At 66.1% G+C, this 17,518-nt stretch carries 17 protein-coding genes and 4 pseudogenes; 12 read left to right on the forward strand and 9 right to left on the reverse strand.

From position 1 onward, the window contains the following. Window positions 1–31: 31 nt before the first annotated feature. Together C3K08_RS02135 and C3K08_RS18340 are read right to left on the reverse strand one after the other, a co-directional pair. Window positions 32–598, reverse strand: a complete 567-nt coding sequence (locus tag C3K08_RS02135; protein WP_104989842.1) for a DUF1802 family protein — start codon at window positions 596–598, stop codon at window positions 32–34. Window positions 599–666: 68 nt separating this feature from the next. After that, on the reverse strand, window positions 667–1,074 hold the full coding sequence (locus C3K08_RS18340; protein WP_104989843.1) for a type IV pilin protein: 408 nt from the start codon (window positions 1,072–1,074) through the stop codon (window positions 667–669). 341 nt (window positions 1,075–1,415) lie between these two features. Between C3K08_RS18340 and C3K08_RS02145 the strand changes: the two genes are divergently transcribed. Genes C3K08_RS02145 through nrdR form a run of 5 tightly spaced genes read left to right on the forward strand, consistent with a single transcriptional unit; the run spans window position 1,416 to window position 6,183 of the window. Further along, window positions 1,416–4,022, forward strand: a complete 2,607-nt coding sequence (locus C3K08_RS02145; protein WP_104989844.1) for a replicative DNA helicase — start codon at window positions 1,416–1,418, stop codon at window positions 4,020–4,022. Then, complete coding sequence (locus C3K08_RS02150) at window positions 4,022–4,702, forward strand: NUDIX domain-containing protein (RefSeq protein WP_104989845.1); 681 nt, start codon at window positions 4,022–4,024, stop codon at window positions 4,700–4,702. The genes C3K08_RS02145 and C3K08_RS02150 overlap by 1 nt, the downstream gene beginning before the upstream one ends. A gap of 33 nt (window positions 4,703–4,735) precedes the next feature. Further along, window positions 4,736–4,957: a hypothetical protein gene (locus C3K08_RS02155; RefSeq protein WP_104989846.1), complete on the forward strand. Its 222-nt coding sequence runs from the start codon at window positions 4,736–4,738 to the stop codon at window positions 4,955–4,957. Between the two features lie 51 nt (window positions 4,958–5,008). Next, complete coding sequence (locus C3K08_RS02160; protein WP_104989847.1) at window positions 5,009–5,734, forward strand: SDR family NAD(P)-dependent oxidoreductase; 726 nt, start codon at window positions 5,009–5,011, stop codon at window positions 5,732–5,734. After that, on the forward strand, window positions 5,731–6,183 hold the full coding sequence (gene nrdR, locus C3K08_RS02165) for a transcriptional regulator NrdR (protein ID WP_104989848.1): 453 nt from the start codon (window positions 5,731–5,733) through the stop codon (window positions 6,181–6,183). Before C3K08_RS02160 ends, nrdR begins: the two co-directional genes overlap by 4 nt. Here nrdR and C3K08_RS02170 read toward each other — a convergent pair. Further along, on the reverse strand, window positions 6,180–6,617 hold the full coding sequence (locus C3K08_RS02170) for a GNAT family N-acetyltransferase (RefSeq protein ID WP_234009128.1): 438 nt from the start codon (window positions 6,615–6,617) through the stop codon (window positions 6,180–6,182). The two genes, nrdR and C3K08_RS02170, sit on opposite strands and share 4 nt — an antisense overlap. Before the next feature lie 148 nt (window positions 6,618–6,765). Beyond that, entirely contained in the window at window positions 6,766–7,677 is a 912-nt protein-coding gene (locus C3K08_RS02175) for a branched-chain amino acid ABC transporter permease (protein ID WP_234009129.1), read from the reverse strand. Between the two features lie 108 nt (window positions 7,678–7,785). Between C3K08_RS02175 and istA the strand changes: the two are divergent. After that, window positions 7,786–9,350: pseudogene (istA, locus tag C3K08_RS02180) on the forward strand (IS21 family transposase). 7 nt (window positions 9,351–9,357) lie between these two features. Then, window positions 9,358–10,116, forward strand: a complete 759-nt coding sequence (gene istB / locus C3K08_RS02185; RefSeq protein ID WP_104989849.1) for an IS21-like element helper ATPase IstB — start codon at window positions 9,358–9,360, stop codon at window positions 10,114–10,116. Between the two features lie 193 nt (window positions 10,117–10,309). On the opposite strand, the gene C3K08_RS02195 is transcribed toward istB, so the two are convergent. Further along, window positions 10,310–11,200 (reverse strand): branched-chain amino acid ABC transporter permease, encoded by an 891-nt coding sequence (locus C3K08_RS02195; protein WP_104989850.1) that lies wholly within the window; start codon window positions 11,198–11,200, stop codon window positions 10,310–10,312. 100 nt (window positions 11,201–11,300) lie between these two features. On the opposite strand from C3K08_RS02195, the gene C3K08_RS02200 reads away from it, so the two are divergent. The 5 genes and pseudogenes from C3K08_RS02200 to C3K08_RS02220 all read left to right on the forward strand — a co-directional run. Further along, window positions 11,301–12,599 carry an IS701 family transposase gene (locus tag C3K08_RS02200; RefSeq protein ID WP_104989851.1) on the forward strand — a complete coding sequence of 433 codons (1,299 nt, stop codon included), beginning with the start codon at window positions 11,301–11,303 and terminating at the stop codon, window positions 12,597–12,599. Between the two features lie 82 nt (window positions 12,600–12,681). Continuing rightward, a pseudogene (locus C3K08_RS02205) lies at window positions 12,682–13,173 on the forward strand (transposase); the annotation flags it as partial. A 128-nt stretch (window positions 13,174–13,301) separates the two neighbouring features. Next, window positions 13,302–13,553 (forward strand): annotated as a pseudogene (locus C3K08_RS18345) (helix-turn-helix domain-containing protein); the annotation flags it as partial. Then, a complete protein-coding gene (locus tag C3K08_RS02215) occupies window positions 13,541–14,326 on the forward strand; it encodes an IS630 family transposase (protein WP_104991621.1) in 786 nt (261 codons plus the stop codon). The pseudogene C3K08_RS18345 and the gene C3K08_RS02215, both read left to right, overlap by 13 nt. Before the next feature lie 11 nt (window positions 14,327–14,337). Further along, window positions 14,338–14,643 (forward strand): annotated as a pseudogene (locus C3K08_RS02220) (transposase); the annotation flags it as partial. A 76-nt stretch (window positions 14,644–14,719) separates the two neighbouring features. Here the strand turns inward: C3K08_RS02220 and C3K08_RS02225 are convergent. From C3K08_RS02225 to C3K08_RS02235, 4 genes are read right to left on the reverse strand one after another with little or no spacing between them, the layout of a single operon-like run. Further along, window positions 14,720–15,682 (reverse strand): ABC transporter substrate-binding protein, encoded by a 963-nt coding sequence (locus C3K08_RS02225; protein WP_234009130.1) that lies wholly within the window; start codon window positions 15,680–15,682, stop codon window positions 14,720–14,722. A 12-nt stretch (window positions 15,683–15,694) separates the two neighbouring features. Further along, window positions 15,695–15,943 carry a hypothetical protein gene (locus tag C3K08_RS18350; protein WP_234009131.1) on the reverse strand — a complete coding sequence of 83 codons (249 nt, stop codon included), beginning with the start codon at window positions 15,941–15,943 and terminating at the stop codon, window positions 15,695–15,697. Between the two features lie 37 nt (window positions 15,944–15,980). Continuing rightward, window positions 15,981–16,703 (reverse strand): ABC transporter ATP-binding protein, encoded by a 723-nt coding sequence (locus C3K08_RS02230; protein WP_199776967.1) that lies wholly within the window; start codon window positions 16,701–16,703, stop codon window positions 15,981–15,983. Next, window positions 16,700–17,494, reverse strand: coding sequence for an ABC transporter ATP-binding protein (locus tag C3K08_RS02235; protein WP_104989853.1), 795 nt, complete (start codon window positions 17,492–17,494; stop codon window positions 16,700–16,702). The genes C3K08_RS02230 and C3K08_RS02235 overlap by 4 nt, the downstream gene beginning before the upstream one ends. Window positions 17,495–17,518: the final 24 nt, after the last annotated feature.

Here is a 17,518-nt window from a genome sequence, read left to right on the forward strand (position 1 = left end):
GAGGCTCGCGGGCCTCCTCCTCTCTTTTGGGTTAGGCGCCGTGGGCTTTCAAGCGCGTCTCGATCTCCGCCTGTACCCCCTCCAACTCGGCCTTGGAGAGCGCGGGCGCTCCGGTCTCCGCCACCGCGTCACCCAGCGGCACCCAGCTCACGCAGCCCAGCATCTCGGGCGTCTCGTCCAGCACCAGGGGTTCTCGCAGCGGGCACACCCGCAGCAGTAGGGCGTGGACCCAGGGGCGGTTGCGATAGTGGAAGCGGCGCTCGATGGCCCCCGCCGTCAGCGCCTGATACGGCTCCAGCGCGAGCGCAGCTTCCAGCGACTCGACCTTGTGGACGGCGACGACCTCCGCCAGCGCGGGCAGGACAATCTGACCGGGGTGGGGGTCGTCGCGCAGCAGCTCTGCGAACTCGGGGCGCAATTCCGCCGGATTCTGGTGCAGGAAAGTGGGGTAGAGGAAGAAGCGGCGGTGCTCGACCTCGAAGCCGTCGTGCGTTTCCATGATGCCGCCCTTGCGGATCAGCAGGGCCGATTGCCCAGCGACGAGGGCCTGACACTGGGTGTCCCATTCCTTGAGGGCGGTGTGGGGGGTGGGGGTCATGGGAGGAGGGTAGCGCGGGGGAGGGGAATGAAAAAACCGCCCCGGAGGGCGGTCTAAGTAGACCCTATTTAGTAAGTAGTGGGAGCAGTACCACCAGCTTGGAGGCCATCCTTAGTGATGTAATACGTGGTCTTACCGCTAGCGTGGGCTGCAGTGCCCAGGAATCCATCTTTAGCGGCATTCAGAGTGACCGAGAACTTGTTGGCAGCACCAAGAGTAGTATCACTGCAAGACTTGGGATCAAAATCAGTCACCGTCGTCTTGCTAAGTCCAGTGTACAGGCCAGTGGTGGCATTGTTGATACGCAGATCCTCAGCGGCCAGACCGATAGCGCGGGCGCAGCCCATAGCTGCAGTGTCATAACCGCGCTGACGCGCCCCTAGCAGGTTGGGAATCAGCACCGCCGCCAGAATCCCGATAATCGCGATCACGATCAGCAGCTCGATGAGGGTAAAGCCTTGGGTTCCGTTCTTCATGGTGTCTCCTCGGGTGGCCGTCGGGATAAGGAATCGGGAGAAGGTCCCTCGGGCCGGAAAATGCTGTGCAGGTGCGGGTGTCTCCCGTCCTTGCTGAAGAGAGGTTATTCAGGGGGCTCTAACAGAGGTCTTACGATCATGGGCCTCCGGCGGGGGTATCGGGGGGGTGGGCGGAGGCGGGTGGTATGATGCCCGGCAGTTCGGTCTGACCTGCGCTCTGGCGTAGGCAGGCGAATGGCCACAAGGCCCCACCCCAATTCCCACCCTGCACGTGCCCCGCGCCCTGGCCCCAGCGGTCAGGCGGCGCTGGCTGGCCCCGCCGCGTGCCCCGAAAGGTCTGCATGGAAGTGACCCCCCGTGTGCCCCCGCACAGCAACGATGCCGAGATCAGCGTGCTGGGCAGCATCCTGCTGGACAACGACACCCTGACGGCCCTGGGCGACACCGTCACCGCCGAGATGTTCTACCGGGAGGGCCACCGCAAGATTTTCACGGCGATGCGGACCCTCCAGGACCGGGGCGAACCGGTCGACCTCGTGACTCTCAGCGAGGACCTGCGGGTTAAGGGCCAGCTTGACGAGGTGGGGGGCGTGACCTATCTGGTCGGGCTGGCCGATCAGGTGCCCACCGCTGCCTACGCCGAGCACTATGCCCGGATCGTGCAGGAGAAGCACACGCTGCGGCAGCTCATCAGTGCGTCGGGCAAGGCGATGCAGCTCGCCTACGAGGGCCAGATGCCCCTGGAAGACCTGCTCGACCGCGCCGAGAAGATGATCTTCGAGGTCGCCGAGCAGAAGAAGAAGGGCGAGGCCTTTCAGGCGATGGGCGAGGTCGTCCACGATACCTTCGAGTACATCACCCTGCTGCACCAGAATAAGGGCATTCCCGATGGCGTGAGCAGCGGTTTCCGCGACCTTGACGAGCAGATTTCCGGGTTGCAGAAGGGGAGCCTGAATGTGCTGGCGGCGCGGCCGAGTATGGGAAAAACCGCGTTCGCGCTGTCTATAGCGCAAAACGTCGCCTTGCGCGGCGAGAAGACGGTCGCCGTCTTCAGCCTGGAAATGCCCTCCGTCCAGCTCGCCCTGCGCATGCTTTGCAGTGAAGCGCGGGTGGACATGAACCGCATCCGCTCGGGGCAGCTCAACGAGCGCGACTTCGAGCGGCTCGCGCACGCGGCGGGGCGGCTGGCGGAAGCGCCGATGGTGATTGACGACGAGCCGGACCTCACCCTGAATGCCCTCAGAAGCAAGCTGCGGCGCATCGCCGCGCAGCACGGGCAACTCGGCCTCGTCGTGATCGACTACCTGCAACTCATGTCGGGTGGCAAGAGCAGCGGCGGCAGCGACAACCGCCAGCAGGAGATCAGCACGATCTCGCGCGGACTCAAGGGGCTGGCCCGTGAACTGGAAGTGCCCATCATTGTTCTGAGTCAGCTCAGTCGTGCTGTGGAACAGCGGCCGAACCATAGGCCGATGCTCTCCGATCTTCGCGAGTGCGTGACGGGCGACACCCTGGTCACCCTGGCGGACGGGCGGCGGGTCCCCATCGCCGCGCTGGTGGGCACCCAGCCGGAGGTGCTGGCGATGCAAGGGGACGGCCGGATCGTGCCTGCCCTCAGCGATCTGGTCTGGGAGGTGGGCCAGCGGCCGGTGCTGGAAGTCGTGACCCGCAGTGGTCGGCGGCTGCGGGCGACGGGTGGGCACCGGGTCTACCGACTGGGCGGCTGGGTCACGCTGGACGAGGTGCGCCCCGGTGACCGCCTGGCCCTGGCCCGCCGCGTACCGGAACCCGCTGCAGCCGGGGCGGGCGACTGGACCGAAGACCGCGTGGCTCTGCTCGCCCACTTGATCGGCGACGGAAGCTTTCTGCCGGGCCAACCGTTGCGCTACACGACGGCCTCAGAGGAGAACAGTGCCCTGGTGACCCGTGCGGCGCAGGCGCTCGGTTCTGCGGTCACCCGGTACGCGGGGCGCGGCAACTGGCACCAACTTGTGATCGCTGGGAACGGCAACCGCTGGCATCCGGCGGGGGTGGGGGCCTGGCTCAAGGGTCTGGGCGTCTTCGGGCAGCGTTCCGCCGACAAACGGGTGCCGGACGAGATTTTCCGTCTGCCCGACCCTCTGGCCGCCACCTTCCTGCGCCACCTGTGGGCGACCGACGGCTGCATCCATGTCCGGGAGCGTGGGGGGGCGAGCCGGGTCTACTTCGCGACCTGTAGCGAAGGGCTGGCCCGCGACGTGGCAGCCCTGCTGCTGCGCTTCGGGATCGTGGCGCGGCTGCGGGCGGTCCCGCAGAAAACCCGTCCTGTCTGGAACGTGGACGTGAGCGGCACCGACGCGCAACTCGCGTTTTTGGAGCGGATCGGCACCTTCGGGCCACGCGCGGGGGCGGGCGAGCGGCTGCGGGCGCTGCTGGAGTCGCGGCCGGGCAACACCAATGTGGATACCCTTCCGGCGGAAGTGTTTGACCGAGTACGGGCCGGAATGCGCGAGCGGGGCCTGACCCACCGGGCGATGGCCGCCGCACGGGGCACGGCCTATGGGGGAACCTCCCACTTCCGTTTCGCCCCGTCGCGCTCGGTGGTGGCGGAATATGCCGAAGTGCTGGACGACGCCACGCTGCGTGAGTGGGCACAGAGCGACCTCTATTGGGATGAGGTGGTCAGCATTACGCCCGCCGGGGAGGAAACGGTCTACGATCTGACCGTGCCCGGCCCGGCGTCCTGGCTGGCCGATGGGTTGGTCAGCCACAACTCGGGTGCGATCGAGCAGGACGCCGACATCGTGATGTTCATCTACCGCGACGAGTACTACAACAAGGAAACCGACCAGCAGGGCATCGCCGAGATCATCATCGGCAAGCAGCGCAACGGCCCGGTCGGGACGGTGCGGCTGCAATTCCACTCCGCCCACGTGCGCTTCAACGATCTCGCGCCGGAGGGCATCTGATGCCAGAGGACGTGAAGGGCGCGGCAGCGAGCCAGGGGAACAACCAGCGGCGTCGGCGTCGGCGTCGTTCGCCCCGGCCCCCGGCCCCGGCGGGTCCCGGTCAGGTGTCGGGGGCCACGGCGGTCCCGGTGCCCGCTGCTCCCCAGAAGCGCGGGCAGAAGCGGGCGCTCGCCGCCCCCCGCATCGGGGTGGGCTGCATCGTGCTGCGCGGCGACGAGATTCTGCTGGTGCGCGAACGGGGCCGCTGGTCGCTCCCCAAGGGGGGCCTGGAGACGGGCGAACTCGTGCAGGAGGGCGCCCGCCGCGAAACATACGAGGAAACCGGGCTGGTCGTGGAACTGCGCGACCTCGCCTTTATCGTGGAGTTTCAGGCGCAGACGTGGGGGCATCACCTCCAGTTCTTCTACACCGGGCGGGAGGTGGGCGGCAGCCTCGCCCCGCGCGACCCCGACCGCGACGTGCAGGAGGCCCGTTTCGTCCCCATCCGGCAACTGCGCGAGTTCATCCGCTTCCGGCCCCGGCTGGTCTCGCTGGAAACGTGGCTGCGCGAGCGGCGGCCCCGGCACTTTGTCTTCAACCTCGACAAGGAACCCGCCATGCTCCGCAAGCGGCGGCGGGTGGGCGTGGGTGCGGTGGGACCCGACCTCTCCGACGATCCGACCGACGAGGCCGACCTCTAACCCGCCCCCACCTCGTTCTGCTACAATCAGAATATGAAACGGTCTTTACGTGCTCATGGGCGCACGGAAGGCGAGGCGCCCCATCCGGCGAGCGGGCGCGGGTACGCCCACGTCTGCCCCTCGTGCGGGCAGGGGCTGGACCTCTACGACCTGCGCGACGGCGATCAGGCGTACTGGTGCGTGCCCTGCGCTCGCGGCCACCGGGCGGGCGATCCGCCGCCGGGTGCGCTGCGCCCGCTGCCCGAGGCGAGCTGAATTCTTTCCCGTGCCCCCGTCCTCTCGTGGCGGGGGCGTTATTCTGACCTCATGAGTCTTCCCGCTCCCCCGGCCCCCCTCCCCCCCGACCTTCCCGTCCTCGCCGGGCAGGTCGTGGCGGTCACGGGGGCCGACCAGGGGTACGGGCGGGCCGTCAGTGCGCGACTGGCGCGGGCGGGGGCCAGCGTGATCCTGATCGGGGGCAACTCCGAGTCGCTCGCCGCCGCCGCGAGCGGCCTGGAACTCGCGGGTGGCACCGCGATCCCTCTCAAGGCCGACGTGGGGGTGCCGCTCGACTGGCTCAGCGCCCAGAATCGCATCCTCGAAATCTTCGGGGCGCTGCACGGCATCGTGCATCTGGCCGACAAGCGGGCGCACACCGACTTCACCCTGCTCAGCGAGGGCGAGTGGATGGACCTGTTTAACTGCAATGTCAAGAGCAGCGTCGCCATCGCGCAGATCGTGCGCCGCCGCCTGGGGGGAACGTGGCTGACCATCGTGGGGCCGCACCTCGACGAGCAGGGCCTGCACGTCTACCCCCAGCGTGGAGCGATTCGGGGATTGGTGGAGCACGCCCATCTGGAGGACCTGCGGGTCAATCTCGTGCTGCCCTCGCGGGCCAGCGGCGGGGACGAGGCGCTCGACCGCCCGCTGGGGGACGCGGTGCTCGCGCTGGCCGCCCCCTCGCTCGCGCACCTGCGCGGGGTGGTGCTGGAGGTGCCGCTGCCGCCACTGCCCAGGGTGCGCCCGACCGAGGCTGAGGCCCTGCTCCGGTGAGATGCCCGTACTGTTCCGCCCCCGACTCGCGGGTGGTCAACTCGCGCCCCAGTGACGACGGGGCCTCCATCCGCCGCCGCCGCGAGTGCCTGCGCTGCGCCCGGCGCTTCACGACCTACGAGCGGGCACAGCTCGAACCGCTGATGGTCGTCAAGCGCGGCGGCCTGCGCGAAGCGTTCAACCCCGACAAGCTGCTGCGCGGCCTGACCCTCGCCACCGAGAAGCGCCCGGTGGACCCCGAACGGCTCCGCGCCTTTGCCTACGGCTTTGAGGACGAGGTGGGCGTGCCGGAAATCGCCAGCGGGGAGATCGGCAAGCGGGCGATGGCTTTCCTGCGTCCGCTGGACGACGTGGCCTATATCCGCTTTGCCAGCGTGTACCGCGACTTCGACAGCCTGGAGCGCTTTATCGAGGAGATTCGCGGGCTGAAGGAAGGCGACGAAGGCTAGGACAGCTTCGCCTGGGTGGTCCGGTAGAAGGCGTTGGTCGGGATATTCACGAGGTCACGGGTGTTGTGAAAGCCCAGCGAGCGGTAGAAGGCGAGCTGGTCTGGCCGATTGTCCGTGAGCAGGACCGTCTGCATGACATGGGCATACCGCTCCAGCACGGCCTCCATCAAGGCCCGACCCACGCCCCGGCGCTGCCACTCCGGGCGAACGAGGAGATCCTGCACATACAGGATGCTCACGTCGTCGGTGACGCCGCGCACCAGGCCGATCAGGACGCTCGCCCCGTCCCGCGCGGTCCAGACGAAGCCCGACTGCCGCAGGGCGCGGGCCAGCGCTTCCGGGTCGCGGGTGTAGCTCGTCCAGCCCACCGAGGCGTAGAGACTCAGCAGCTCGGGGAGGTCAGGCAGCGGGGCGGGGGCCAGGGTGAAGAACACGCCGTCATCCTGACCGTCCTCCCGGCGCGGCGCATCCGTTGAACAGCGCAGCCGAAGGCCCACGGGTGCCTCTGGTCGCCTCCCGCCTGAACGGAAAAGCCCCCGCACGGGGGCAGGGTGCAGGGGCGGGGAGGGGGTGGAGGGCAGCTCAGCGTTTGCGCAGCCAGTGCTGCACCGTGCCCACCACGCCCTGGCGGAAGAACAGCACCGTCGCCACGAACACCAGCCCCGTCACGATGCCCACCGGGAGGTTAGCGGTCGTCAGCACGTCGCGCAGCAGCAGCACGATCCCGGCGCCGATCACCGGGCCGAAGAGGGTGGTCGTGCCGCCCAGCAGGGTCATCATCACGACCTCGCCGGAGGTGCGCCAGTTGACGACCTCCAGACTGACCACCCCGTGCCCGAAGGTGTACATGCTGCCCGCCAGCCCTGCGAGGCCAGCGCTGATCAGAAAGGCCGTGAACTTAAAGCGGGCCGGGTTGTAGCCGATGCTCTGCGCCCGCTGCTCGTTGTCGCGCACCGCCTGCTGCGCCTGTCCAAAGGGGCTGCGGACCGTGCGGTAGGCGATGTAGAACCCCACCGTGAACACCGCGAGGCAGAAGTAGTAGCGGGTCACCGAGTCGCTGAAATCCAGCCCCAGGAAGCCGGGCCGCTCGAAGCCTTGGAGGCCGTTCTCGCCCCCCGTCACGTCGGTCCATTGCAGCGCCAGGAAAGACAGCATCTGCGCGAAGGCCAGCGTGATCATCGAGAAGTAGATGCCCGCACTGCGGACGCTCAGAAAGGCGATGGGGACCGCGAGCGCCAGCGCCGACAAAGTGCCCCCCAGCATGGCGACGGGCACACTCTGCCCCTGCCCCAGCAGGTAGGCGGTGACATAGGCGCTGCTGCCCCAGAAGGCCGCGTGCCCGAAGCTCAGCAGCCCGGAAAAGCCGAACAGCAGATCGAAGGCCACCGCGAACAGGCCCCAGGCCAGGATGTCCAGCGCCAGCACCGGGTAGATCAGCCGGGGCAGTGCGTACGCTGGCGTAATCCGGCGGGGGTCGCTGGAGTTATCCGGCACCTTCCGCTGGTCTAATCCGGCACCCTGCGCTGGTTGATTCCGGCACCCTCCGGTCGCGGACGAGACTCCCCTGGTCATCCTTGCAGGATGACCAGAAAGCGAGCGTCCATGCGAAAAATCAGGGAAGTCTTGCGGTTGAAACTGGAACTGAAGCTCAGTGACCGCCTCATTGGACAAAGCGTCCAACTCGCCCGCAGCACCGTGCAGGATTACGTCGCACGCGCTCAGCAAGCGGGGCTGAGCTGGCCTCTCCCCCAGAGCTGGACGATGTCCAGCTCGAAGTGCTGCTCTTTCGTACCCGTGAGCAGGCTGCCGTCAGTGTCACCCACCAGCCCGACTGGGCCGCCATTGACCGGGAACTGCGGCGCAAAGGCGTCACTCGTCAACTGCTGTGGGAAGAGTACCGTCGGCACCATCCGGACGGCTGGCAATACGCAACCTTCAACGAGAATTACCGGAAGTGGAAGGCCACAACGGGCCTGACCATGCGCCAGACCCACCGGGCAGGTGAGAAGCTCTTCGTCGACTACGCCGGACTGACGTTGCCCTTGACCGACCCGAGGAATGGGGTTGTCCAGGCTGGCCAGGTGTTCGTGGCCACCCTGGGTGCCAGCGACTACACCTACGCCGAAGTGACCCGAACCCAGGGCATTCACGATTGGATCGCGTCGCATGTCCGGGCGCTGGACTTCTTCGGTGGAGTGCCCGAGATCATCGTCCCGGACAACCTCAAGGCTGGCGTGACCCACGCCAGCCGCTACGAACCCGAGCTGAACCGCACCTATCAGGAATTCGCACAGCACTACGACGTCGCCGTCATCCCTGCCCGGGTCCGCAAACCCAAAGACAAGGCCCTGGTGGAAGTGCACGTGCAGATCGTGGAACGCCGCATTCTCGCCCCGCTGCGCGACCGGGTGTTCTTCAGCCTGTCCGAGGCGAACGAAGCGGTCTGGGAACTGCTGAACACCCTCAATGGGCAACCCTTTCAGAAGAGGCCAGGCAGTCGCCGCAGTGAGTTCGAAACCCTGGATCAACCCCTGCTGCGCCCCTTGCCCGCCCAGCCCTTCGAGGTGGCCGAGTGGAAGCACGCCACGGTCGGTCTGGACTACCACGTCGTCGTCCAGGGGCACGCGTACAGCGTGCCCCATCACCACGTCAAGACCCGGGTGGATCTGCGACTCACCGCGCGGTTGATCGAGATCTACCGTTCAGGCGTACGGATCGCGGTTCATCACCGGGTCCCCGACGCGCTGACGTCGGCCCGGCAACAGACCACGGTGCCGGACCACATGCCCGCCCACCACCGGTACTACCGCGAGGTGGGTCCGGACCAACTCCTGGGTCAGGCTCAGCAGATTGGGGAGGCCACGACGACCCTGGTGCGCGCCATCTTCGACGGAGATCAACATCCTGAACAGAGAAAGCGCGTCGTGACGGGTCTGCTTCGCCTGCACCGCGAGTACGGGGAGCGGCTGGAAGCGGCCTGTCGGCGGGCGTTGGCTCTGCAAGCGCACAGCTTGCAGAGCGTGAAATCCATCCTGAAGCACCGTCTGGACGAAGCGCCACTCCCCGATGCCCCCACCGCACTCCCTGTAGCCGACCACAGCAATCTGCGTGGTCCTGGGTACTTCGCAGAGATCGACGAACCGGGTGCCGAGCGCACCCTGAATTGAGGTTGACATGTTGCCCCATCCGGTGATTCAACAGTTGCGCGCCCTGAAGCTCGATGGCATGGCGCTCGCTTTGCAAGAACAACAGGAACAACCTGGTCTCCGCGAGCTGAGCTTCGAGGAACGACTCACCTTGCTGGTCGACCGTGAGCGGGCCTGCCGGGATACCCGGGGCTTGCAGCGCCGCCTGACGGCGGCGCGTTTGAAGGTCAATGCGAGCCTGGAAGAGGTGGATGTGAAACACCCGAGGGGGCTGGATGCCCGGTTGCTGCGTTCACTGGCCCAGGGTCAGTGGCTCGCCGAAAAAAGGGGGGTCATCATCACCGGCCCCACGGGCGTCGGGAAGACGTTCATCGGGTGTGCCCTGGCGCACCAGGCTTGCCGTCAGGGCTTCACGGCGTTGTATGCGCAAACCGGGCGACTGTTGCAGGAACTGACCCTGGCGAAAGGGGATGGACGGTATCTGAAGCTCCTGGCGAGCATCGCCAGGGTGAACGTCCTGATTCTGGATGACTGGGGGCTGGATGTGCCCACAGCGGAAGGTCGAAGGATTTTGCTGGAGATTCTGGATGACCGCTATGAACGGGCTTCGACGATCATTACCAGTCAGTTCCCGACCCCGGCCTGGCACGCGAATCTGGGAGATCCCACGCTGGCGGACGCGATCTTGGATCGCGTCCTGCATCACGCCTACCGGATCGAACTTCGGGGAGAAAGCCTCAGAAAGAAGAGCAGGAAGTTGACCCCGGAGACGGTCAGCCTTTCATAATGGGGACAGCTCGTCCGTTGGCTGGGAGGGTGCCGGATAACTCCATTCCTGGAGGCCGGATAACTCCAGCAGCGGGTGCCGGATTGGCCAGCATACGCAGGCAGCACCAGCAGCAGCACCCCCAGCCCGATCAGCCACGCGGCGCGGGTCATCCGCTCGCGGTCGGTGCGGGCGGCAGTTCGTGGGATGACGGTCATCGCGCCCCCTCCGGCAGCCCGAACAGCCCACTGGGACGCACCAGCAGCACCAGCGCCATCAGGATGAAGACGAGGGTGTTGGCGATGGGCGGGTACAGTGCCGCTCCGATGGCGGCCAGCACCCCCACCGCGAAGCCCGTGATCACGCTCCCCAGGATGCTGCCCATCCCGCCGATCACCACCACCGCGAAGGTCGTGATGATCAGTTCGGCCCCCATGTACGGCTCGACCGAGTAGATCGGCGCGGCCAGCACGCCCGCCAGTCCCGCGAGGCCCACGCCCACGCCGAACACGCCTGTGACCCACTTGCTCACGTCGATGCCGAAGGCCCGCGTGACGCCAGGGTTCTCGGTGCTCGCCCGGATAATCGCGCCCACCCGCGTCTTCTCGATCACGAACCACGTGATCAGGCAGATCAGGAGGCTCAGCCCGATCACGAACAGGCGGTACTTGGGAAACACCACGAACCCCAGGTTGACCACGCCCGACAGCACCGGGGGCGGCGTGTAGGGCGCACTCGACACCGCGTACTGCGAGAGCATGACCTGTTTCACGAGGTCCTGGGTCAGCAGCGTCAGTCCGAAGGTCAGCAGCAGGTTGTAGCTCGGCTCCAGCCCATAGAGCCGCGAGAGCAGCCCCCGTTCCAGCGCCATGCCGATGCCCGCCACGATGAGAGGGGCCAGGATCAGCGACGGCCAGAACCCCAGCCCGAAGGCCTGCCCCAGCGCGAAGGCCGTGAACGCCCCCAGCATGTACAGCGCCCCGTGCATGAAGTTCACGATGCGCAGCATCCCGAAGATCACCGCGAGCCCCAGCGAGAGCAGCGCGTAAAAGGCGCCGTTCACCAGCCCGTTGAACACCTGAATCAGCAGAAGTTGTGTGTTCATAGTTGGTCTAAGGGTCGAGGGTCTAAGGGTCTAGCTGTACTTCGGGAATATTCAGGGAGGGGACACAGGGGCCAGCATCCGAGATGCTGGCCCCTGTGCTATGGCTCGTTCTCTGCCTCGCTGGACCCGACATTTCCCTACCTGGTTTGCGCCCTTTCTGGTGCATTTTCGCCACCGAGCCCAGCGGACCTGGGCGCCTCTGTACGTCCGTGGATTGTGCAGCACGGTCCACCGAAAAAGCATGCAGCCCTTGGCTGCCGTCGTGGCGCCCGGGAAAGAGGACCATCTCCAGCAGTTCATCACCGACAGCCCCTGGCTGACCGAACCCCTGGAAACCCTGCTCGCTCAGCGGGCTCAGCAGATGCTGGGTGGCAAAGACGCCGTGCTGATCATCGACGACACCTGCTTGACAAAGTTCGGCACCAAGTCTGTCGGCGTCGCCCGTCAGTATTCCGGGCAGGTCGGGAAGATCACCCCCTGTCAATGCCTCGTCTCCCTGACGTTGGCCCAGCACGACTTGCCGGTTCCGCTCGCCCTACGGCTCTTCTTGCCACAGGAGTGGACCAACGATCCCGCTCGGCTCAGGGCGGCTGGTGTTCCGTTGGAACACCAGCCGCCACAGACCAAGTGCGAACTGGCGCTGAAAGAGTTGGACCGGGTGCGTCCACACGTCACCTTCGGCATGGTTCTGGCGGATGCGGGGTACGGCGTGAACGCCCGGTTCCGGCAGGCACTCACCGAGCGAGGACTGCTGTGGTCGGTCGGCATCACCCGCACGCAGACGGTCTATCCCAGGGACGTTCGCTTGATCCCCATCCCTCGGATCTTCCGGGGCAGGAAACCGACGCACCCAACCCCATCCGAGGACCGACTGTCGGTAGAAGAAGTGCTGGCGGGTGCTGCATGGCAGCACCTGGTATGGCGACATGGAACCAAAGGCCCGCTCTCCGGACGCTTCGCGGCTGAATACGTTCGCCTGGCAGACGGGGAGGAGTACGCTCGCAGTCAACATCTGCCGGGTCAAGCCGCCTGGATCATCGGAGAACAGCGACGAGGTGAGGAGCGCAAATACTACGTCTGCAATCTGCCCCCTGACACGCCGTTGTCGCGGTTGGTGGAAGTCACCAAGCGCCGCTGGGCGTGTGAGCTGAGCCACCGGGAGCTGAAGGACGAAGTCGGGCTGGACCACTTCGAGGGCCGGTCCTGGCAAGGTCTGCATCACCACGCCGTGCTGTGTATGGTGGCCCTGACCTTCCTGCAATGGCTTCGCCTCACCCAGCCCGACGACCTCAGAGGCGACACCATTCCGGCCATTCGAGCGGAGGTGGCAGGGGACTTGCCCCTGCCACCTCCTTGCCGCCGATGTCACACCTGCACCGCCTTATTCAGCGGCCCCTGAATATCCCCGAAGTACAGCTAGAGGCTGCCAAGAACAGGGACGAACTCGAGGGGCGTGGCTCTGAGAACAGCAGAATGGGTGGGTGACGCGGCGAGGCTACCCCAGCGACGTTGACGACGACACCTACTTGTTCCTGCTCCCGTACCTGCTGCTCAGCCGTGCGGATGCAGGTCAACGGAAGTACCCCATCCGGGATGTCCTGAACGCCTTGCTGTGGATGGCCCGCACGGGGGCGCAGTGGAGCTATCTTCCAAACGACTTTCCTCCTGCGGAGACGGTGCGCCAACAGGCGCACCGTTGGTTCGTGGCAGGCTGCTTCGAGAATGCCGCCCACGACCTGCGAATCCTGGCCCGGGTGGAGCAAGGTCGAGATCCCGAGCCGTCCGCGGTGGTCATGGACAGCCGAACCCTCCAAAGCACACCTGAAAGCGGTCACCGTGCGGGCTATGACGGGGCCAAGAAGCGCAAGGGCACCAAGGTTCACCTCGCCGTGGACACCCTGGGACACGTGCTGGCTATCCTCACTTCCCCAGCCAACGAACAGGACAGGGCACAGGTCAAAGACCTGTGCCTAGTACAGCGTTTTTGAATTTGTCATAGTGAGGTATGAGCCGTCCTCTTCGCTATCCAGTGACTTTGAGTGCTGAGCAAGAACAGACTCTGCACGGCATGACCATGAAGGGCAGTGGCAAGGCGCGGGTCATGACCCGCGCCCGGATTCTGCTGCTGGCCCATCGACAGGTCACGGACTCGGCCATCAAGGACGCCCTCGGTATCAGCGTCCAGATGGTGCAAGCGACCCGAAAACGCTTTGCCCTGGGGGGACTGGACGCGGCGCTGTTCGATGCGCCGCATACGGGGCGACCCGCGAAGTTCGACGGCAAAGACCGGGCGGCCATCACCGCGCTGGCGTGCAGTGAGGCGCCCGAAGGTCACGCACAATGGAGTATTCGCTTGCTGGCAGAGAAGGCTGTAGAGCTGAACTTGGTCGACCACATCGCTCCGTCGACGGTGTTCTACATTCTGAAAAAAACGCGGTCCAGCCGCACCGCAAAAGGCAGTGGTGCATCGCGCACCTGACGGCGAATTTCCTCTGCGAGATGGAACGCGTTCTGGACGTGTACTCTCGGCCCTACGACGACCGTTTTCCCGTGTTGTGCTTCGATGAGCAACCCTGCTTCCTGATCGGTGACGTCATGGCCCCGGTTCCATCGGAACCGGGGCGAGTCGCCAAACAAGACTACGAATACCAGCGCTTTGGGAGCGCGGCTGTGTTGCTGGCCGTCGAGCCGAAAACAGGCCGACGGTTTGTCCAGGTCTGTGCCCGACGGACCGCCGAGGAGTACACCGCCTTCATGCAGAACCTGGAACGGGCCTATCCAGCAGCCGTCCAGATCACCCTGGTTCAGGACCACCTCAATACGCATCACGGCGGCAGTTTCTACAAGTTCATGTCGCCACAGGCGGCCCACCGGTTGGTGGGCCGCTTCGAGTGGGTCTACACGCCCAAACATGCCTCGTGGCTGAACATGGCAGAACTGGAATTCAGTGCCCTTCAGCGGCAGTGCTTGAACCGGCGTATTCCAGTGCTGGAACGGCTTCGGTCGGAAGTCGAGGCTTGGGTGGCAGCGCGTTCACGCGCGGGCGTCACCCTCAACTGGCAGTTCTCCACCCAGGTCGCCCGCCGGACGCTAGGACGGCACTACGAAGCCATTCGTATTAAATGAACGCTGTACTAGAGGTGCAGGAAGCCACCGGAGCACAGGTGGAAGTCGCCTTCGTGGATCAAGGGTATACGGGAGTCCAGACCGCGTTAGACGCGACGGATGCGGGCGTCGAGCTGGTCGTCGTGAAGCGTCCAGAAGCGACCAAGGGGTTCATCCTGCTTCCGAAACGCTGGGTGGTTGAACGTTCGTTTGCGTGGCTGGCACGCTTCCGGAGGCTGAGCCGAGATCTGGAACGCCTTCCCTCCACATTGGTTGGGTTCCACTTCCTCGCCGCCTGCATTCTGCTCTGCCACAACCTCACGCCACTTTTTGCTTAGGGTTCTTGGCAGCCTCTAAGGGTCTTGGAAAACCAGTCTCCTTAGACCCTCTGACCCTTAGTCCCTTAGACCGTCTTCAGAACTTGCACTTGCTCTCGGCCAGCGGCTGGAAGGCCCGCGCGGCGGGAATGGTGGCGATCTTGGTAAAGATGTCCCCGGCTTCCCTGGCCTGCGACTTCGGCTTGACCTGCACGGTATACACGTCGAGGATCACGCGGTGGTCCTGCGGGCGGATGTAGGCGCTGCGGGCGTAGAAATCGCTGAAGCGGTGGCCTTCGAGCGCCTTGACCACCGCGTCGCCGCCGTCACTCCTGGCGCGGGCGACCGCGTTCAGGTAGGTCATGGTGGCGGAGTAGACCCCGGCCTGCGCCCAGGTGGGCTTCTTGCCGAAGGACTTCTCGAACTTGGCGGCCCAGGTCCGCGCCCGCTGGTCGAGGTTCCAGTACCACGGCAAGGTGGCGAGCGCCCCCGCGAAGGCGTCTTGCCCCAGCGCGGCCACGTCGGTCTCGAACAGCAGGCCGATCCCCAGCCCGATGCCCTGCTGGCGCAGCCCGAACTCGTTGTACTGCTTGACCACGTTCACGAGGTCGGCCCCCGCCTGCATGGTGCCGAACACCTTGGGCTTGAGGCTCTGCGCCTTGAGCAGGTAGCTGGAGAAGTCGGTGTTGGGGAACGGCGTGGCGTCGCTGTTCGTCACGACCCGGCCCTTGTTCTCGCGGATCGCCGCCGTCATCTGGCGGTTGAGGTCCTGCCCGAAGGCGTAGTTGGGGTAGATGATGTACCACGAGTTCCCGCCGCGCTTGGTCACCGCCGCGCCCGTGCCGTTGGCGAGCATGTAGTTGTCGTAGGCGTAGTGGAAGGTGTACCGGTTGCACTTCTCGTTCGTGAGCGCCGTGGTGCCGCCGGTCATGACCATCACCGGAATCTTCTTCTTGCTGGCGACCTCGGAGGCGGCGAGCGCGGCGCTGCTGGTGGGCAGGTCGACGAGCATGTCCACGTTCTGGCGGTCGATCATCTCGGCGGCCTTGTTGCTCGCCACGTCCGCCTTGTTCTAGTGGTCCACGCCGACGACCTGCACCTTGTTGCAGAAACTGGGGTTGGCCGCCATGAAGTCCTGCGCGGCGAGTTGCGCGGCCCGCACGCTGCCCTGCCCGGAGAGTTCGGAGTACACGCCCGAGAGGTCGGTCAGCACGCCCACCCGCACCACGTTGTCGCTCAGGCGGACGCTTTGCGCGAGCGCACCCGTCAGGCTGGCAAGGGCGGCGGTGGAGACGAGGGCAGTCAGGAGTTTCTTCTGCATGGGGTTCCTCCGGGGAATGGGGGCTGAGACAGAGGCGTTACACGCTGAGGTAGCGCAGCAGGTCGGCCCGGCGGTCTTCCACCTCGTGCCGGGCGACCTCGTCCACGACCTCGCCGTCGACGAGCACGTAATGGCGGTCGGCGAGGCGGGTGGCGAATTTGAGGTTCTGTTCGACCAGAATCACGCTCAAGCCCTCGCGGCGCAGTTCCTGAAGCATGTCGCCGATGGCCTGCACGATGACGGGCGCGAGGCCCTCGCTGGGTTCGTCGAGCAGCAGCAGCCTCGGATGACTCCGCAGCACCCGCACGATGGCGAGCATCTGCTGTTCGCCGCCCGAGAGCTTAGAACCGGGATGGTGCCCGCGCTCGCGCAGCACCGGAAAGGCCTGATACGCCCGCTCGGTACTCCAGCCGCCGGGCCGCGCCGGGGGCAGTTCAAGGTTCTCGCGGACCGTCAGGCTCGACAGGATCGCCCGTTCCTCGGGCACCCAGGCGAGGCCCCGCGCGGCGACCCGGTTGCTGGGCAGCCGGGTGAGGTCCTGCCCGTCAAAGCGAATCTGCCCGGTGCGACTTCTCAGCACGCCCATGATGGCCTTGAGGGTCGTGGTCTTGCCCGCCCCGTTGCGCCCGATCAGGCTGACGACCTCGCCGGGATTGACGTGCAGGTTCACCCCGTGCAGGACGTGGCTCTGGCCGTAGTAGGCGTTGAGGTCGCGGACTTCGAGCAACGGCCCTCCCAGGGTGGGCACCGGGGCGGTCATGCGTGCGCCTCCTCGCCCAGATACGCCTCGATCACGCGCGGGTCGCGCCGCACGTCGTCGTAGCGCCCGCTGGCGATGACCTGGCCGTATTGCAGCACCGTGATGCGGTCGGCGAGTTCGGCCACCACGCTCATGTTGTGCTCGACGAGAACCACCGTGCGGCCCCGCGCGACCTCGCGCACCAGGGCGATCACGCGGGCGATCCCCTCCGACCCCATGCCCGAGGTCGGTTCGTCGAGCAGCAGCACGCGCGGCTCCTGGGTCAGCGAGATGCCGATCTCCAGTTGCCGCTTCTCGCCGTGGCTAAGGTCGGCCGCGAGCCGGGCGTACGCCGCGCCCAGCCCCACCCGGTCCAGAATCTCGTCGGCGCGGGGGCCGAGGGCCTCCAGCCGCGAGAGGGGCGTCCAGAACTGTCCCGGCAACGGCGTCGGGGATTGCAGGGCGACCAGCACGTTCTCGCGGACGGTCATCGTGGGAAAGACCGAGCTGATCTGAAACGAGCGCGACAGCCCCCGCCGCACAATCGCGTGGGGCGGCAGCGTGTCGATCCGCTCGCCGAACAGCAGGACCTCCCCGCTCGTAGGCCGCAGGAAGCCCGAGAGCAGGTTAAAGAGCGTGGTCTTGCCTGCCCCGTTCGGACCGATGATCGCGTGGATCTCGCCTTCGCGAATCTGGAGGTCGACTCCGTTCGTGGCGCGAAAGCCCCGGAAATCCTTGACGAGCCCCCGCGCTTCGAGGGCCGTGCCCGTGGACCGGCCGGGGGTAGGCGAACTGGCGTCAGCCACCGTCATGGGGCGGCACCGGATGCGGACTGG

The organism is Deinococcus sp. NW-56, assembly GCF_002953415.1.
GTDB lineage: Bacteria > Deinococcota > Deinococci > Deinococcales > Deinococcaceae > Deinococcus.

Coding starts and splice junctions, on each gene's coding strand:
- C3K08_RS02135 (WP_104989842.1), bottom strand. CDS start 598: ATGACCCCCACCCCCCACACCGCCCTCAAGGAATGGGACACCCAGTGT.
- C3K08_RS18340 (WP_104989843.1), bottom strand. CDS start 1,074: ATGAAGAACGGAACCCAAGGCTTTACCCTCATCGAGCTGCTGATCGTG.
- C3K08_RS02145 (WP_104989844.1), top strand. CDS start 1,416: ATGGAAGTGACCCCCCGTGTGCCCCCGCACAGCAACGATGCCGAGATC.
- C3K08_RS02150 (WP_104989845.1), top strand. CDS start 4,022: ATGCCAGAGGACGTGAAGGGCGCGGCAGCGAGCCAGGGGAACAACCAG.
- C3K08_RS02155 (WP_104989846.1), top strand. CDS start 4,736: ATGAAACGGTCTTTACGTGCTCATGGGCGCACGGAAGGCGAGGCGCCC.
- C3K08_RS02160 (WP_104989847.1), top strand. CDS start 5,009: ATGAGTCTTCCCGCTCCCCCGGCCCCCCTCCCCCCCGACCTTCCCGTC.
- istB (WP_104989849.1), top strand. CDS start 9,358: ATGTTGCCCCATCCGGTGATTCAACAGTTGCGCGCCCTGAAGCTCGAT.
- C3K08_RS02195 (WP_104989850.1), bottom strand. CDS start 11,200: ATGAACACACAACTTCTGCTGATTCAGGTGTTCAACGGGCTGGTGAAC.
- C3K08_RS02200 (WP_104989851.1), top strand. CDS start 11,301: ATGGCTCGTTCTCTGCCTCGCTGGACCCGACATTTCCCTACCTGGTTT.
- C3K08_RS02215 (WP_104991621.1), top strand. CDS start 13,541: ATGGAGTATTCGCTTGCTGGCAGAGAAGGCTGTAGAGCTGAACTTGGT.
- C3K08_RS18350 (WP_234009131.1), bottom strand. CDS start 15,943: ATGCAGAAGAAACTCCTGACTGCCCTCGTCTCCACCGCCGCCCTTGCC.
- C3K08_RS02230 (WP_199776967.1), bottom strand. CDS start 16,703: ATGACCGCCCCGGTGCCCACCCTGGGAGGGCCGTTGCTCGAAGTCCGC.
- C3K08_RS02235 (WP_104989853.1), bottom strand. CDS start 17,494: ATGACGGTGGCTGACGCCAGTTCGCCTACCCCCGGCCGGTCCACGGGC.